This is a genomic window from Alphaproteobacteria bacterium, assembly GCA_030740435.1.
Taxonomy (GTDB): domain Bacteria; phylum Pseudomonadota; class Alphaproteobacteria; order UBA2966; family UBA2966.
Genome location: JASLXG010000225.1, coordinates 1 through 16,350 on the forward strand (window position 1 = coordinate 1; position 16,350 = coordinate 16,350).

The following is a 16,350-nucleotide window of genomic DNA, read 5'->3' on the forward strand; positions in this document are numbered from 1 at the left end:
TTTGGTCGAGAACTATTTCGCCAAGATCAAGGAATTCCGGGGCATTGCTACGCGCTACGACAAAACCGACACAAGCTATGCCGCAAACTTGAGCCTCGTCGCCACCATCATTGATTTGCGTTAATTGTCAACGGACCCTAAGACCAAGCAGCAAAAATACACACTTGGTAGCGGCGCTAAGCCCCAAGGGCTGCAACGGCCAAGCGCGCGGAGCGCGCGCCCGGTGAGGGTCTACAAAAGCATCAGCCTGCGTGCAGGCTGATGCGCAGGTATTTTACGAATTTGCGGGCGATGCGGCGGGGCGTCTCGGCGCCCGGGCGGTACCAGGTGAAGGACCAGTTCATGGCTCCCAGCAGCATCAGCCTGAGACTGTGCAGATCGACGCCGCGGGGCAGTTTCAGGTCCTCGAGCAAACGGATGAAGATGCTTTCGTAATCGTCGCGCAGCCGTGTCACCCGGGTGCGGATGGGGCTGGAGCCCGTTGGCATCTCCTGCATCAAGGCCTGCACCACGATATCGCCCTCGAGCAGGAATTCGAGGTGTGCGATGCAGGCCGCCTCGAGCCGCTGCCAGGGATCGTCGGGTCCCTCCAAAGCCTCTAGCACGGCATCCGAGATACGCCGCATGCCCTCGTCATGGACGGCCGCCAGCAGGTCCGCCTTGGAGGGAAAATGATAGTAGATCGAACCCGCCTGCATGCCGGCGTCGGCGGCGATGTCGCGCATCGAGGCGGCCGCGTAGCCTTCGTAAAGAAAGCGCCGTGCCGAGGCCTCCAGCAACAGCTCCCGCCGATTGCCCCGCCGCCTGCGCACCGTTGCCGATTTCTTGCCTGCCGCCATCCAATCACCTCACCAAACAAGCGTTAGGTCTATAACCCATGTGGGCTGGCTACAAAAGCACCCCTTGACTGCGCCAGGAGAACCCGTCACTGTCCGCGCCATGACAACCTTGAACCTCAGCCGCAATTGGTGGTGGCCCGCATAAGCGGGCGGCCGGCTGATCAGTTCAATCAAATGTCGGGGCCGCCACGGGCGTGGGCGGCCTTTTTTCATTCCACAATTCGACCCCCCACCCCGCGGCCAGCCGGCGAACGCGGAGTGGAGATATGAGCACCTGCCAGCACGACACCCGGGACCAGACGCCCAGCAGCATCGGCGTGCGTTGCGTCATCGAGGAACAACGCTATGAGGGCGCCGTCGAGCCGCTGATCGACACGCTGGACCAGCGCCGCGGCGCGCTTTTCACCTCGTCCTTCGAGTATCCCGGCCGCTACACGCGCTGGGACACAGGCTTCAAGGATCCGCCCATAGTGGTCACGGCGCGTCAGCGCGAGATTGCCGTCGAGGCCCTCAACGAGCGCGGCCGAATCCTGCTGCCGGCCTTCCACGACGCCCTGGCACGGCTCGAAGCGGTGCTGGAAATCGAGACCGAGGGGGACTGCATGGCGGCGCGCATAGCCGAACCCGAGCCCGGCTTCGCCGAGGAACGGCGCAGCCGCCAGCCCAGCGTGTGCAGCGCACTGCGGGCGCTGAACGCCCTCTTTGCCGCGCCCGGCGATGGCCACCTCGGGTTCTATGGCGCCTTCGGCTACGACTTGGCTTTCCAGTTCGAGCCGGTCGAGCTCAAAAGGCCGCGCGACGGCGACCAGCCCGATCTGGTGCTTTATCTCCCCGACGAGATCCTGGTCATCGACCATCGCCGCCAGAGCGCCACGCTCAGGCGCTACGAATTCACGGCCGAGGGCCGCACCACGAGGGGGCTTTCGCGCGACACCGCACCGGCTCCCTTCCGGCCGGCCAGTGGCGGCGAACGCGGTTGCGACCATGCGCCCGGCGAATACGCCGAGGTCGTGCGTCTGGCGCGCCAGGCCTTCCGCCGCGGCGATCTCTTCGAGGTCGTGCCGGGGCAGATGTTCAGCGAACCGGCGGCGGCGCCGCCGTCCGTCATCTTCCGCCGCCTGCGCCAGCGCAATCCGGCCCCCTACGGGGCGCTGATCAATCTGGGCGACGAGCACCTGGTGGCGGCCTCGCCGGAGATGTTCGTGCGTGTGCAAGGGCGCCGCGTCGAGACCTGCCCCATCTCCGGCACCGTGGCCCGGGGCAAGACCGCCATCGAGGACGCCGAGCAGATCCGCTGTTTGCTCAATTCGGAAAAGGACTTGGCCGAGCTCACCATGTGCACCGACGTCGACCGCAACGACAAATCAAGGGTCTGCGAGCCCCATAGCATCGAAGTCATCGGCCGGCGCCAGATCGAGATGTATTCGCGGCTCATCCATACCGTCGACCACGTCGAGGGCCGTTTGCGGCCGGGCTACGACGCCCTTGACGCCTTTCTCGCCCACACCTGGGCGGTCACCGTCACCGGGGCGCCGAAGCCGGCCGCCATGCAGTTCATCGAGGATCATGAACGCTCGCCGCGCCGCTGGTACGGCGGTGCCATCGGCTCGTTCGGCGTCGATGGCGGCATGACCACCGGCCTGACGCTGCGCACCGTGCGCCTCAAGGACGGCATTGCCGAGGTGCGGGCCGGAGCGACCCTGCTTTACGATTCCGATCCCCAGGCCGAGGACCGCGAATGCCTGCTCAAGGCCTCGGCGCTTTTGGACGCCATCCGCCGCCCCGACCGGCCGCTCGTGACCAGCCCGCGGCCCCGCCCGGGCGCCGGCCGCCGGGTGCTGATGGTCGACCATCAGGACAGCTTCGTGCATACGCTGGGTGGCTATTTCCGGGCCGGCGGCGCCGACGTCGTGACGCTGCGTTCGGGTTTCACGGCCGAGCGCCTGCGGGAGATTGCCCCCGACCTGGTGGTGCTGTCGCCGGGTCCCGGCCGGCCCGCCGACTTCGCCATCACCGCGACCATCGAGATGGCGCTGGCCGAGGCCTTGCCGATCTTCGGCGTCTGCCTCGGCCTGCAGGGCATCGGCGAATATTTCGGCGCCCGGCTTGGGCTGTTGCCCGAACCGGTGCACGGCAAGCCCTCGTCGGTGCGGCTTCTGGGCGGTCGCCTGTTCGCCGGCCTGCCGCGCCACTTCACGGCCGGGCGCTACCACTCGCTGCACGTGCTGCGCGACGGCCTGCCGCCCGATCTCGTGGTCACGGCCGAGACCCCGGCCGGTATCGTCATGGCGCTGGAGCACCGCAGCCTGCCTGTGGCCGGCGTCCAATTCCACCCCGAATCGATCATGAGCCTGGAGAGCGACCTGGGCCGCCGTCTGATCGACGACGTGGTCGAAAACCTGCGACCGGCGGCGGCGGTCGATGCCGTGGCCTGAGCCTAATCTTCCTTCCAGGGCCGGCTGCGGGTCATGGCGAAGTGGGTGTTGGGGCCGGCCCAATCGCGAAACACATCGTAGTCCTGGTGCAGGCGCAGGCGCATCTCGGAGGCCAGCACGGCGTTGAGATCTTCGAGGCTGTGGGGTCGGGCCAAACTGGAGTAAGAGTCGGTTTTCCCGAATAAACCGACTCTAAAACCTACTCCGACCCCAGTTTTCACAAAACCCACTCCGACCCCAGTCCTAAAAACCCACTCCGACCCCAGTTTTCGACCGACCAGTTTTCACCAGTCCTAATCCCAGGGCCGGCTGCGGGTCGTGGCGAAGTGGGTGTTGGGGCCGGCCCAGTCGCGGAAAACGTCGTAGTCCTGGCGCAGGCGCTGGCGCATCTCGGAGGCCAGCGCGGCGTCCAGGTCCGCCAGCGTGTCGAAAACCACCTCGTTGCCGAACATGCAGCCCGACGGGGCCAGGCCGGTGTCGTTCTGCCAGGCCAGCGGCCGGTAACATATGACGTTGCGGATGCGGGCGAACTGGCCCAGCAGCGCCGGGTGGTGTTCGAGGTAATAGGCGATGAACTTTTCTTCGTTGCCGGCCGGGCGGTAGTAGCGCACGACGTAGGAGACCGGCGCGGTGCGCGGGCTGGGCTGGCTTTCGCCGGCCACCGGGCTGGGCAGCACCTCGAAGGCCTCGCAGGTGGCGCGGCAGTCGCTGACGGGCAGGCGCGAGAGGTCGCAAAGCCAGTGGCGGAAATCCTCACCAACCGCGGCTTTCTCCAGCGCCGCCTGGTCGGCAAAGCCGAACTCGGCGATCAGCAGCGGTCCTTCGCCGTCGTCCAGGAAAGGATCGTGCGAGGCTTCCGGGGCATAGAGCTCGAGCCCGTTGATGCCGTCAGCGCCACGCAAGGATTCGCCCGGCCCGCTGCGAAACCAGCTCTGCAACGCCGGCCCGTCCGCCGCCGCGCCGAAATAGCTGAGAAAGAGTGAAACCGCCATGTGGATCTACCTGATGCCCATGCGCTTTTGCATAATAGCGGAATAGGCCGCGGCCCGGGTGATGTAGGGAAAATGGCCGCCGCGTTCGAAACTGTGGATTTCGGCGCCGGCGTAGCGCCGGCGAACCTGCAGGCGCAGTGCTGGCGGGATCAGCGGATCGTCATTGCTGTCGATGATCACCACCCGGTCGGAGCCCAAGGGCAACGGCGCCAGGTCGCCCTCGGTCAGCAGCGCCCGCACCCGGGCCTTGAGGTGGTGCCCCGACATGCGGGCGGCCTGGGCGACGAGCACCGCCTTGAGTTCGGCGAACACCGGTTCCGGTTCCGGCCAGGCGGCGACGGACGCCATCATGGCGGCGCGCAGCACCGCGGCCGGCATGGCCGCGACCTGGGCCGGGTCGCCCAGCAGGCCGCGCAACGGCGTGGCGTCGACCAGGGAGTTGCCCACGAATATGGTTTCGACCCGCCCGGGATGGCAGAGCGCCACGGTCTGCGCCAGGTAGCCCCCCAGCGACGATCCCAGCACGTATGCCCGATCCAAGCCGGCCCGGTCCATCAGCGCCACCACGCCGTCGGCCAGCCGCCGCACGTCGGCCACGGCGGGATAGCTCAGCGCCAGCACCCGAAGGCGGCCCGCCAGGGCCCGGATCTGCTGCCAAAAGACCTCGCCGGTGCCCAGCGTGCCGGGCAGCAGCACCAGGGCGGGGGTTGACGCTCGGCTGGGGCCGGCCTCGATGAGGCGCCAGCGCAGCCCCTGCAGAGTGATCGTGCGTTCGGGAAATTCCCGGCGAAAGCCTTCGAGATCGATGATCAACCTCATGTCTCATCTGCTCCTGCATTGCTCGGCCACACAGCCTCGAGCGGCCGGCCCGGCAAACGCCGTTCCAGGGCCTCGATATAGACCGTGATGTCGGGCAGCTCGGGCATGGAGATTCTTATGGCCCCATAAATGGGCTAGAATCAAATCATGAAAGCCATCCTCGTCACCGGCGCCCTGGGCCAGATCGGCAGCGAACTGGTGCCGGCGCTGCGCGGGCGTTACGGCCCGGACAATGTCATCGCCTCCGACCTGCGCATGCCGCCCGATGTCGGCGAGGGGCCCTTCGAGCATGTCGACGTGACCCGCCAGAGCCAGATCTCCGAGGTCGTCAGGCGCTACGACGTGGGCACCATCTATCACCTGGCGGCGCTCTTGTCGGCGCTGGCCGAGGACAAGCCGCAGTTCGCCTGGGACCTCAACATGGGGGGCGTCTACCGGGTGCTGGAGGTGGCGCGGCAATACGGTTGCGCCGTCTTCGTGCCCTCGTCCATCGGCGCCTTCGGGCCCACGACGCCGCGCGACCAGACGCCCCAGGACACCATTCAGCGGCCGAGCACGATCTACGGCGTGACCAAGGTGGCGGCCGAGCTTTTGTGCGACTACTACTTCCTGCGCTTCGGCGTGGACAGCCGCGGCCTCAGGCTGCCCGGCATCATCTCCTACCTGGTACCGCCCGGCGGCGGCACCACCGACTATGCCGTCGACATTTTCCACCAGGCCATCCGCTACCGCCACTACACCTGCTTTCTCGCACCCGACACCCGCCTCGACATGATGTACATGCCCGATACGGTAGCGGCCATCATCGAGCTGATGGAAGCCGGGGCGGCCGGGCTGAGCCACCGCAACGCCTTCAACGTCAGCGCCATGTCGATCACGCCCGCGGAGCTGGCGGCCGAGATCCGCGGCCACATCCCCGATTTCGTGATCGACTACGAGGTCGACCCGGTGCGCCAGGCGATTGCCGATTCCTGGCCGCGCTCGCTGGACACGAGTGTCGCCCGGGCCGACTGGGGATTCGCGCCGAAATACGACCTGGCCGCCATGACGGCCGACATGCTCGAACAACTGGGCCGCCGTCTGAAGCCGGCAAAATGAGCCACGGGAGATCGCCCCATGCCTCATGAACGCCTGGTTGCCGCCCTCGCAGGCGCACTCGACGAACTGGCCGCGAGCGGCGCGCACAAGGGCGCCGAGGACGTCATCGTCGAGGTGCTGCCGGCGGCCGGCGGCCGGGGCCCGCGCTACCGGCTGGAGGGCGACGAACGGCCTTATTTGCGCATGAACGCAAATTCCTACCTGGGGCTGGGTCTCACCGACGAGCTTTGTCAGGCCGACGAAGAAGCCAGCCGGCGCTATGGCGTGGGCCCGGGTGCGGTGCGCTTCATCAGCGGCACCTGGGCGCCGCACGTGGCGCTCGAGAGCGGCCTGGCCGCCTTTCACGACCGGCAAGCGGCGATGATCTTCAGCTCGGCCTACGCCGCCATCGTCGGCGTGCTGGTGCCGCTGATCACCAAGGAGACGATGATCATCTCGGATTCCCTTAACCACAACTCCATCATCAACGCCATGCGTCTGGCGCGGCCCGCCGACAAGCAGGTCTACGGCCACAACCAGATGGCGGAGCTCGAGGCCCTGCTTAGTGACGCCAGCGGCAAACACCGGCGCGCCATCGTCATCAGCGACGGCGTCTTCAGCATGCGCGGCGACACCGCACCCTTGGCCGAGATCATGGCCCTGGCCGAAAAATACGATGCCGGCTTCGCGGAAAACGTGCTGGTGGTGATCGACGATTCCCACGGCGTCGGCGCCTACGGCCCGACCGGCCGCGGTACGGAAGAAGTTGCTGCCGTCCGGGCCGACCTGCTGGTGGCGACGCTGGGAAAGGCGCTCGGCGTCAACGGCGGCTACGTCGCCGCCAGCCCCACCATCGTCGAATACCTGCGCCAGCAATCGCCGCTCTACGTCTATTCCAACCCCATCACGGCCGGCGAGGCGGCGGCCGCCAGCCGGGCCTTGGATATGCTCGACAGCCCGGCCGGGCTCGAGCGCCTGGGCCACCTCAAGGCCATGACCGAGCGCTTCGAGGCGGGGCTCATCGCGCTGGGCTTCGAGACCATCTCCAGCCCGCACCCCATCGTGCCGCTGCTGCTGCGCCACACGGAACGCACCAGCGCGCTGGTGGCGCATTTGCGCCAAAACGGCATCCTGGCCACCGGCCTCAACTACCCGGTGGTGCCCAAGGGCGACCAGACCATCCGCTTCCAGATCTCGGCCGATCATACGCCGCACGATATCGCCGAGGCCCTTGACGTGTTGGGCGGCTTTAGCGGCTAGCAATGGCGGACCGGGACGAGGCCACGGTTTCGCTGCCTGAGCCGGCGCTCACGGGCTTTTGCCGGCAAGTCTTTTCGCACCTCGGGTTGCCGCAGGATGACGCCGCCGTGGTGGCGGATTCGCTCGTCGACGCCGATCTTAGCGGCATCGCCTCGCACGGCCTGGTGCGGCTGCCGATCTACGTCGAGCGCCTGCGGGCCGGCGTCGTGGCGGCGCGGCCGGAGATGCGAATCGAACGTGAGGGGCCCGCCACGGCGGTGCTCGACGGCGGCAACGGCATGGGCCAGGTGGTCAGCCGGCGCGCCATGGAGATCGCCATCGAGAAGGGCCGCGAGCAGCCGGCTTTCGTTTCGGTGGGCGGCAGCAATCACAACGGGGCGCTGGGCTACTGGGCGGCCCAGGCCGTGGCGCACGACTGCATCGGCATCGCCTTCACCATCGGCGGCATCAACCACATGGCGCCCTGGGGCGGCGCCGAAGCCATGCTCGGCAACAACCCCTTCGCCATTGCCCTGCCGGCCGGCGAAGAGGCGCCGGTGGTGCTCGACATGGCTTGTTCCGTGGCGGCCCGGGGCAAGGTCAACGTCGCCGCCGACCGCGGCGAGGCCATTCCCGAAGGCTGGTGCCTGGGGCCCGACGGCCTGCCCACCACCGATCCTCTGACGGCCTTGCAGGGCTTCGTGCTGCCGCTGGCGGGCCACAAGGGCTATGCCATGACGGTGGCGTTTGGGCTGCTCTCGAGCATGCTTTCGGGTGCCGCGTTTGGATCCGAGGTGACACACCTTTATGACGATCTCGACAACCCGCAGAACGTGGGCCACCTCTTCGGCGTGCTGCCCGTGGCGGCCTTTGAAGACCTGGCGGTCTACCGCCGGCGCATGCAGAAGGCGATCAAAGAGATCCGCGGCCTGCGCCGGGCGCCCGGGGTCGAGCGAATCTATCTGCCGGGCGAGCGCGAGCGCTTGTTGCGGGCCGAACGCCGGCAAAGCGGCGTGCCGCTGGCCCGCGGCACGGTCGCCGGGCTGCGCCGAGTGGCCGACGAGCTGGGGGTAGATCCGCTCTAAGCCGCGGCCACGCGGGGCCGCATCCAACCCCAGGCGGCGGCGATCAGCACCAAGCCCAGCGCCGCGCCCAGGCCGAGGCGCTGGTTGGCCAGGCTGGCCGAGGCCGCCTCCAGACGGCTCGCCCGGGCCTGTGCTTGGGCCAGGGCCGCCTTGTGCTCCTTGGCCTGGCGCTGCGCCGCAGCCAGAGCCGTCTCGGCGGCGTCCGCCCGAGCCCGGGCTTTTCCCAGCTCGGCGACCAGGGTCTGGCGTTTGCTGGCGGCCTGGGACAGTTTGCCGCCCAGTGCCTTCAGTTCCAGGCGGCTTTTGTCGTAGGCGCTTTGCAGGCCGGCGATGATGCCCTCGCGGCTGCCGAGCTCGGTGCGCAGCGTCTCCAGGGCCGAGGCTTTTTCGAGCAACTGGTCATGGACGTCGCCGGCCACGGCGTCGAGCTTTTCAATCTGCCGGCGCAGCGAGGCGATCATGCCATCCTTCTGCTCCAGTTCACCGGCGCTTTGGGCTTCGGCAGCGGTTTTGGCCTGCTCCCGGGTGGCCACTTGTCGGTGCAGATCGTCGGTCTCGGCGCGTTCTCCGGCCAGGCTTTTCCGCAAGCCCGCGATGACGCCGTCGCGCCCCAAAAGCGCCGCCTGAAGTCCGGTCAGCAGCCCGTCTTTCTCTCCCAGTTTCGACTTCAGCCCCGCCAGCAAACCGTCTTTTGCTGACAACTGGCTTTGCAAGCCGGCCAGCAGGCCGTCCTTTCGGCTCAGCGCCGCCTGCAAATCCGAGAGCAAGCCGCCGCGCCGGTTGAGCTGGGCCTCGAGGCTGTCGATAAGGCCGGATTGCCGGCCGACGGTCTTTTTGAGACCGCCGATGGTGCCCTTACGAGAGGTCAGGTCGTTCTCGAGCCCCGAAATACGACCGTCCTTTTGCCTCAGTTGATCGAGCAGGGCCTGGATCTGCCTGCCGAGTTGGTCCTCCTGCCGGCTGCCCTGCTGGCCGCCCTGCAGCAATTGCTGCAGCAGTTTGGACTGGGCCTGGGCCGGCCCGCTGGCCAGCGCCAGGCTTGCCAAAACCAGGGCCGCAACGAAACCCTTTGCCTGCATCATGGCCGCTTCTCCCGTTGTGCACCTTGGCAGCCGCAATGGTATCACCGGCTGAGAAATCCGATCCAGAGCAAGGCCATGGAACAACGGGATTCCAACAACCGGGCTATTTGCGGCGCTAAGTTGCGGGGCTCTCGAGGCAGGCCAGGGAAGCTTTCGATGGGCCCTGGATTGATCTTACTGCGAGGCGATTTTCTTTTTGAAATCAATTTCTTAGCTAATTGGTGGCAGTGTCCCGGGGGGACAAGGCTTTCAACCGGCCTGTGGAGCCGCTATCATCTATTTTGCGTGCCGCTGCAGGCGTTGCGCAAGCTGCCGGTCTGCTGCCCCGAGGCGAGCCCTGGCTCGACTGCGGCGGCCCCTCAGGAAGTCGCGATGGCCGATACTTCAGAGATGGACGATGCCACGATTGTCGACAGCGGTCCGGCCGTCGTCCATCGTAGCTCCGATGAGGAGATTCCCGACAAGCTGGGACGGCACAACATCCTCGAGATCGTCGGCACCGGCGCCATGGGGGTGGTTTACCGCGGCTTCGACGAAATCATCGAGCGTTTCGTCGCCATCAAGGTGATCCGCCACGACATCGTCGCCAAGCTCGGCGCCCACGACACCCTGGAGCGCTTCAAGACCGAGGCCAAGGCGGTGGGCCGGCTGTCGCATCCCAACATCGCCACCATCTTCGAATACGGCAGCGAGGAGGGGCAGGACTTCATCGTCATGGAGTTCGTCGACGGCGATTCCCTGGCCGCCGAAGTGGGCAACACCACGCGCCCCCTGGCCAGCAAGATCCGCATCATTTCGCAGACCCTGGACGCCCTGGCCCACGCCCACAACATCGGTGTCGTGCATCGCGACATCAAGCCGGCCAACATCCTGCTTTCAGCGCTGGGCGACGTGAAGCTGACGGATTTCGGCATCTCGCTGATCGAAAGCGCCGATAGCGAGGAGCCCGAGGCGGTGCTGGGTACGCCGCGCTACATGTCGCCCGAACAGATCAACGGCAAGGCCGTCGATCACCGCTCCGACATCTTTTCCCTGGGCAGCGTGTTCTACGAACTGCTGACCGGCAACAAGGCGTTCAGCGGCTCGACGACACAGGAAATCATCCAGAACGTGCTGCACAGCGAGCCGCCGCCACCCCATTCGGTCGACCACACCCTGCCCCAGGAACTCGACGCCATCATCGCCAAATCCCTGGCCCGGGATCCCGCCGAACGCTACCAGAGCGCCGCCCACTTGCAGCAGGCAGTGGGCGAGTTTCTCGATACGCCGACCACCTCGCACAAGGCCAGTACGGTGCTGGAACGGCGGCTCTACAAGGATGGTGAGGTCATCTTCGAGGAAGGCAGCGAAGGCCGCGAGGCCTATATCGTCGACGAGGGCACCGTCGAGATCGCCAAGGAACAGGACGGCGAGCGCGTGGTGCTGGGTACCATCGGCAAGCAAAACCTGTTCGGCGAGATGGCGGTCATCGAGCACACCACCCGGATGGCTGCCGCCGTGGCGCGGGGCGACACCACCGTGATGGTGGTGCGGGATCACGATTTTCTCGATCGTTACGAATATTCCGACCCGGTCATCCGCTCCATGCTGAGCTCGCTGGTGCGCAACCTGCGCACGGCCAGCGACCAGCTCGCCTACGAACGCGCCAAACCCGGCAAAACCGCCCCGGTCAACGACGGGGACCCCGAAGAAACCTAACGCCGCCCCGGTTTCATTTCCGGCCCGCCCTGGCTGTAATCGCCGAAGGGGCCGTCGCGTTCGGCCACGGCGCCTTGTACGCCGTGCTCGAAGGCACTATCGACGAAGCCGCGGCCCTCGGGCGTGTTGCGCATGATGCCGTCGAGGATGGGCCCCATGTACTGGGTGGTCTGCAGGCCCATGTTGTCGAAGGCCTGGTTGACCACCAGCTTCATGGCCATGAGCTGGGTGGTCGGGATCTTGGCCAGGCGCCCGGCCCACTCGGCAACCCGCTGGTCGAGCTCGTCGGCCGGGCAGGAATCGTTGATCAGGCCGATCTCGGCGGCTTCCCGGCCGCTGACGCTGTCGCCCGTCAGCGCGTACTGCTTGGCCTTGGTCAGACCCAGACGGTAGATCCACATGCCGGTCAGGTGGCAGCCCCAGACCCGGGCATAGGGTGTGCCCAGGCGGGCGTCGTCGGCGGCCACCACGATGTCGGCACAGAGCGCCATCTCGGAGCCGCCGCCGACGCACCAGCCGTGGATCTTGCAGATCACCGGCTTGGGGTTGCGCCAGATCGACATGAACTTGGGCACCGGGCCGGTGAAGGGGCTGGTCATGGCCATGACGTCGAGGCCGGGATCGTAGTCCTCGGGATTTAGCGCCACACCCATGTCTTTGTACTGCTCCAGATTGCCGGAAAAATCGAAGCCGGCGCAGAACGTCGAACCGGCGCCCTGCAGCACCACTACGCGGACCTCGGCATCCTTGCTGGCCCGCGCCATGACGGCTTCGAGCTCGTCCGGCATGGGCGGCCGGATGGTGTTGTACTTCTGCGGCAGGTTGAGGGTGACGGTGGCGATCGGGCCCTCGATCTCGTAAAGCAGGGTCTCGTAGCTCATGGCCGGCTCCGTTGCTGATCACTGATGCGGGGCGTCCGCGTTCAAAACCACCAGACACCGAATGGACGGACGATGCAATGTGAGGCCTCTGGCGGCTGGGCGACGGCCTTCTCACCATCAAGGACCCCGAGGTGGTGCGTGCGCTGGGCTACCCTCCTTTGGGCGCTTTTCCCGCTGAATCCCACCTCGCTCCGTTGCCAGGACGAGGATTGGCGGCAAACCGTGCCATGCCGGCGAGCCGACCGCCCAAGTGGCCTTCGTTGAATCGGATGGGGTTGATACAGTAGTATTGTTGCCAGGGTTTCCTAGGGGTAACCAAACTTGGTCAGTGGTATTGACGGACACAAAGAGTTCAGGGAGAAGGAAAACCAATGAAATCACGCAAATACGGTTGTAGACAGATTGCCGGCGGCATCTTGGCAGTGGCCGTCCCCTTGTTTTTGTTTGGCCAATCGGCTGCCGCTCAGGAGGAAATCGTCATCGGCGCGACGATCGCCCAATCGGGACGACTGATGGGCATCGTTCGCCCCTTTCCCAAGCTGGGCGAAGCCTGGGCCAAGAGCATCAATGCCCGCGGCGGCATCAAATTGAGCAAGCTCGGCAAGTCCTTGCCGGTGCGCTTCGTGCTCTACGACGATCAATCCAAGCCGCCCACCGCGCTCAAGTTCTACGAGCGCCTGGCCACTGTCGACAAAGTGCATGTCTTCATGGGGCCGTTTTCCAGCTTCGTGACGAACGCCGCACTGCAGGCGACGGCCACCCACAAGATCCCCTTCTTCATGGTGGAATCCAACGATTCGGTAATGTTCGACAAGCCCAACGCCTGGCGCACCGCGGGCCTGGGGCCGGCCGCCTGGGAGCACCGGCGTATCGTCGACCTCTACAAGGCCAAAGGGGGCGTCAAGAGCTTCGCGCTGGTATCGCGCGACAACCTGCACGAAAATCAGGCCTTGCAGGGCTTTGCCGACGCCGTGAAAAAGGCCGGCATGAAGGTCGTCTACCAAAACAACATTCCCAAGGACACCAAGGATTTCTCGTCGACCATCCTGGCCATAAAGGGGGCCAAGGCCGACGCCGTGTTCGTCGAGAACATCGCACCGCCCTGGACCATCGCCTTCCTCAAGCAGGCTCGCGAGCAGGGCCTGAATCCCAGGGAGTTCATCGTCGGCCACATGCCGATCCCGGTGATCAAGGCAATGGGCGGCTGGTCGGAGAACGTCGTCAGCTCGTCCTACGTCTTCGATGGCGACACGGCCGACCACAAGGAACTCGAGGCGCTCTGCAAGGCGGCCGGATTCCAGTGCTGGCAGTACCCCGAGGCGGGCATCCGCTACAACACCTACAAGCGGCTGGCGGATTCCCTAGAGCGCGCCGGCAGCCTCGACCGCGAGGCCATTCGCAAGGCCATGTGGGCGACCAACCTGCCGCTCTTCGGTGGCGAGGTGGTGGTCAAGCACGATCAGCGGGGCTATGGCTCGTTGTACGCCTGGCCGATCCAGATCAGGGGCGGCAAACCCGTCTCGCTGTGGCCGCTGAGCGCCGGCACTGGCAAGCATCGGCCGAAGAACCCGTAAGATTCCAAGACCCTTGGTCGGTATGCGTATGAGACCATAAGGCAGTGGACTGGAGATGGACGCGGCCATACTGGCCCAGCTGATCATCAACGGGATTCTCCTGGGCGGGGTCTATACCCTGGCGGCCTTCGGCCTCTCCTTGATCTTCGGCGTGAGCGGGATACTCAATCTCGCTCACGGCGAATTTCTCATGGTCTCGGGGTTCGTCATCTTCCTGGCCTTCGACACCTTCGGGATCGATCCCTTTGTGCTGGTGATATTGATCGCGCCGCTGTTTTTCTTCGTCGGCTACGCCTTCGAAAAGGTCCTGATCAAGCCGCTGGTTCTGCGCAAGGAGCACGTGCGCTTGGCCTCGGCCACCCTGGTGACGCTGGGGGCGGCCCTGATGATCGAGGACGTGTTCGCCTTCCTCTCCCAGGGCACGGTGTTCGAGAAAAGCATCGATCTCTACATTCCCAGCATCGTCTGGGGGGAGCTCTACCTGCCCAGCCTCAAGCTCGTCGTCTTCGGCCTGGTGGTGGCGCTGATCGTCGCGCTGGTGCTCTTTCTCAAATACACCTATCTCGGACTGGCGGTGCAGGCGGTCTCGCAGAACCGAGGAGGCGCACTGCTGAGCGGCATCGACCCGGTGCGCATCAACGCCATCGCCTTCGGCATCGGCACCATGCTGGCTGCCGTCGCCGGGGGCTTCGAGGTGATCCACTCCTTCATCGCACCAAACATCGGCCTGCCGCTGACCTTGAAGTACCTGGTCATCGTCGTCATGGGCGGGCTGGGCAGCTTCGTCGGCGTCGCCGTGGGCGGCGTCATCGTCGGCTTCGCGGAATCGTTCGTGGGCTTCTTCAACCCGGCCTGGGGGCAGACCATGGCCTATCTGCTGCTGGTCGCGGTGCTGGTGATCCGGCCCAGCGGCTTGTTCGGAAAGAGCGAGACATGAGGCGGTCCCACGTTCTCCTGGCGCTCCTGCTGCTGGTCTTTCTGCTGCTCCCCGCGCTGTCGTTCGAAGCCCGGAACTATTACCTGCAGATCGTCATCTTCACCTTCATGAGCGTCGTCATCGCCACCAGCTACGACATCGTCGGCGGCCACATGGGCTACATCAATCTCGGCCACATCACCTTCTTCGCGGTCGGCGCCTATGCCTTCGGCGTGCTCTTCAACCAGGACTTCGCGCTGGTTCCGGCGCTCATAGGCGCGACGCTCTGCGTCGTCGCCTTCGCCGCTCTCATGAGCTATCCCTTCTTCCGCCTGCGGGCGCACTATTTTGCCCTCGCCAGCTTCGGCTTGGTCAAGCTGATGGAGCACGTGACCATCAATCTGAGCTGGCTCACCGGCGGCTCCAACGGCCTCAAGATCGAAGGCGCCGACCGCACCACGCCGGTCTACTACATCTGCCTGGCCACCGTCGTTCTGGTCATGCTCTGCCACTGGGCGCTGGGGCGCTCGAAGCTGGGGCTGGCCATGAAGACGATCCGCGAGGACGAGGAGGTGGCGCGGGACTTCGGCGTGCCCACCTTCCGCACCAAGGCCAAGGCGCTAATCATCAGCAGCCTGTTTCCCGGTTTTCTCGGCGGCGTCTACACCTGGTACATCAATTACATCATCCCCGATGACATCTTCAGCCTGGAGCGCGCCCTGACCCCCATCGCCATGGCGCTCTTGGGTGGCTCGGGCCTGCTGGTGGGGCCGGTGGTGGGTGCCGTCTTTTTGACTGCCACCGAAGAGGTGATCTGGACCACCTTCGAGCACCTGCATGGGGCCATGCTGGGGCTGGTGATCATCCTGGTCGGGCTGTTCATGCCGGGCGGGCTGGCCCGCCTGGCTCCGGTCGAGCGCTTCCTCGGCCTGCTCGGCTGGCGGGAGGAGGACAAGTGAGCCCGCCCCTGCTGGAGGTACGCGAGGTCAGCATGAGCTTCGGCGCGCTGCGGGCGCTCGACAGCGTCGGCTTCGAGGTGGCCGAGGGCATGATCACCGGCATCATCGGGCCCAACGGCGCCGGCAAGACGACGCTTTTCAATGTGCTGGCGGGCAAGTACCGGCCGACCACCGGCCAGGTGACCTTCCTGGGCAACGACATCACCGGTTTCCGCCCCGACCGCATCTGCAAGATGGGCATTTCGCGCACCTACCAGAGTGCCCGGCCCTTCCCCGGCCTCTCGGTGGCCAACAATGTCAGGGTGGCGCTGCTCTACGGCCGCGCTGATGACGGCGACGGAGGCGCCGGCACCGGCCGGCGCAGTGCCGAGGAAGAGATCGGCGAGATACTCGACTTCGTCGAGCTCGAGCACCAGGCCGCCAAGCGGGGCGAGGAACTGATCCCCATCGAACGCAAGCGACTCGAGCTGGCCCGGGCGCTGGCCACGGAGCCCCGACTGCTGCTGCTCGACGAACTGGTCGCGGGACTGACGCCGGCCGAGACCACCGAGATGATGGCGACCATCCGCACCATCCGTGAGCGTGGTGTCACGATCCTGCTCATAGAGCACGTCATGAAGGCGGTGATGGGGCTCTCGGAGAACATCATCGTGCTGCATCACGGCGAAATGATCGCCCAAGGCGACCCCGAGGCGGTAGCGCGCGACGAAAGCGTAATCGCCGCCTATCTCGGCTCCCAACACGAGGTTTGAGG

General features: G+C 65.8%; 16 protein-coding genes. 10 read left to right on the forward strand and 6 right to left on the reverse strand.

What is annotated here, in order from left to right; all coding sequences use genetic code 11:
* Positions 1-124 (forward strand): IS5/IS1182 family transposase (locus QGG75_20955; GenBank protein ID MDP6069697.1); only part of this gene is annotated, 124 nt, incomplete at its 5' end.
* A gap of 118 nt (positions 125-242) precedes the next feature.
* Here the strand turns inward: QGG75_20955 and QGG75_20960 are convergent.
* Positions 243-839 carry a TetR/AcrR family transcriptional regulator gene (locus QGG75_20960; GenBank protein ID MDP6069698.1) on the reverse strand — a complete coding sequence of 199 codons (597 nt, stop codon included), beginning with the start codon at positions 837-839 and terminating at the stop codon, positions 243-245.
* Between the two features lie 266 nt (positions 840-1,105).
* Here QGG75_20960 and QGG75_20965 point away from each other — a divergent pair, with 266 nt between their 5' ends.
* Positions 1,106-3,274, forward strand: a complete 2,169-nt coding sequence (locus QGG75_20965; protein MDP6069699.1) for an anthranilate synthase component I — start codon at positions 1,106-1,108, stop codon at positions 3,272-3,274.
* 2 nt (positions 3,275-3,276) lie between these two features.
* Here the strand turns inward: QGG75_20965 and QGG75_20970 are convergent, their stop codons facing one another.
* The 3 genes from QGG75_20970 to QGG75_20980 all read right to left on the reverse strand — a co-directional run bounded on the left by QGG75_20970 (position 3,277) and on the right by QGG75_20980 (position 5,085).
* The gene (locus QGG75_20970) at positions 3,277-3,429 is read right to left on the reverse strand and encodes a hypothetical protein (protein MDP6069700.1); all 153 of its coding nucleotides are present in this window, start codon (positions 3,427-3,429) and stop codon (positions 3,277-3,279) included.
* A 138-nt stretch (positions 3,430-3,567) separates the two neighbouring features.
* The gene (locus tag QGG75_20975; GenBank protein ID MDP6069701.1) at positions 3,568-4,266 is read right to left on the reverse strand and encodes a hypothetical protein; all 699 of its coding nucleotides are present in this window, start codon (positions 4,264-4,266) and stop codon (positions 3,568-3,570) included.
* Between the two features lie 6 nt (positions 4,267-4,272).
* On the reverse strand, positions 4,273-5,085 hold the full coding sequence (locus tag QGG75_20980; protein MDP6069702.1) for an alpha/beta hydrolase: 813 nt from the start codon (positions 5,083-5,085) through the stop codon (positions 4,273-4,275).
* 147 nt (positions 5,086-5,232) lie between these two features.
* Between QGG75_20980 and QGG75_20985 the strand changes: the two genes are divergently transcribed.
* The 3 genes from QGG75_20985 to QGG75_20995 are packed head-to-tail and all read left to right on the forward strand — an operon-like array spanning position 5,233 to position 8,486.
* The gene (locus QGG75_20985) at positions 5,233-6,183 is read left to right on the forward strand and encodes an NAD-dependent epimerase/dehydratase family protein (GenBank protein MDP6069703.1); all 951 of its coding nucleotides are present in this window, start codon (positions 5,233-5,235) and stop codon (positions 6,181-6,183) included.
* A gap of 18 nt (positions 6,184-6,201) precedes the next feature.
* Positions 6,202-7,422 (forward strand): aminotransferase class I/II-fold pyridoxal phosphate-dependent enzyme, encoded by a 1,221-nt coding sequence (locus tag QGG75_20990; GenBank protein ID MDP6069704.1) that lies wholly within the window; start codon positions 6,202-6,204, stop codon positions 7,420-7,422.
* Positions 7,423-7,424: 2 nt separating this feature from the next.
* Entirely contained in the window at positions 7,425-8,486 is a 1,062-nt protein-coding gene (locus QGG75_20995; protein MDP6069705.1) for an Ldh family oxidoreductase, read from the forward strand.
* Here QGG75_20995 and QGG75_21000 read toward each other — a convergent pair.
* Positions 8,483-9,568, reverse strand: coding sequence for a hypothetical protein (locus QGG75_21000; GenBank protein ID MDP6069706.1), 1,086 nt, complete (start codon positions 9,566-9,568; stop codon positions 8,483-8,485). The genes QGG75_20995 and QGG75_21000 overlap by 4 nt on opposite strands.
* A gap of 372 nt (positions 9,569-9,940) precedes the next feature.
* Between QGG75_21000 and QGG75_21005 the strand changes: the two genes are divergently transcribed.
* Positions 9,941-11,266 carry a serine/threonine-protein kinase gene (locus QGG75_21005; protein MDP6069707.1) on the forward strand — a complete coding sequence of 442 codons (1,326 nt, stop codon included), beginning with the start codon at positions 9,941-9,943 and terminating at the stop codon, positions 11,264-11,266.
* Here QGG75_21005 and QGG75_21010 read toward each other — a convergent pair.
* Complete coding sequence (locus QGG75_21010) at positions 11,263-12,147, reverse strand: crotonase/enoyl-CoA hydratase family protein (protein MDP6069708.1); 885 nt, start codon at positions 12,145-12,147, stop codon at positions 11,263-11,265. The two genes, QGG75_21005 and QGG75_21010, sit on opposite strands and share 4 nt — an antisense overlap.
* Positions 12,148-12,518: 371 nt before the next feature.
* On the opposite strand from QGG75_21010, the gene QGG75_21015 reads away from it, so the two are divergent.
* From QGG75_21015 to QGG75_21030, 4 genes are read left to right on the forward strand one after another with little or no spacing between them, the layout of a single operon-like run.
* Positions 12,519-13,721 (forward strand): ABC transporter substrate-binding protein, encoded by a 1,203-nt coding sequence (locus QGG75_21015; GenBank protein ID MDP6069709.1) that lies wholly within the window; start codon positions 12,519-12,521, stop codon positions 13,719-13,721.
* 55 nt (positions 13,722-13,776) lie between these two features.
* On the forward strand, positions 13,777-14,658 hold the full coding sequence (locus QGG75_21020) for a branched-chain amino acid ABC transporter permease (GenBank protein MDP6069710.1): 882 nt from the start codon (positions 13,777-13,779) through the stop codon (positions 14,656-14,658).
* Positions 14,655-15,596 carry a branched-chain amino acid ABC transporter permease gene (locus QGG75_21025; GenBank protein MDP6069711.1) on the forward strand — a complete coding sequence of 314 codons (942 nt, stop codon included), beginning with the start codon at positions 14,655-14,657 and terminating at the stop codon, positions 15,594-15,596. The genes QGG75_21020 and QGG75_21025 overlap by 4 nt, the downstream gene beginning before the upstream one ends.
* Positions 15,593-16,348: an ABC transporter ATP-binding protein gene (locus QGG75_21030; protein ID MDP6069712.1), complete on the forward strand. Its 756-nt coding sequence runs from the start codon at positions 15,593-15,595 to the stop codon at positions 16,346-16,348. The genes QGG75_21025 and QGG75_21030 overlap by 4 nt, the downstream gene beginning before the upstream one ends.
* Positions 16,349-16,350: the final 2 nt, after the last annotated feature.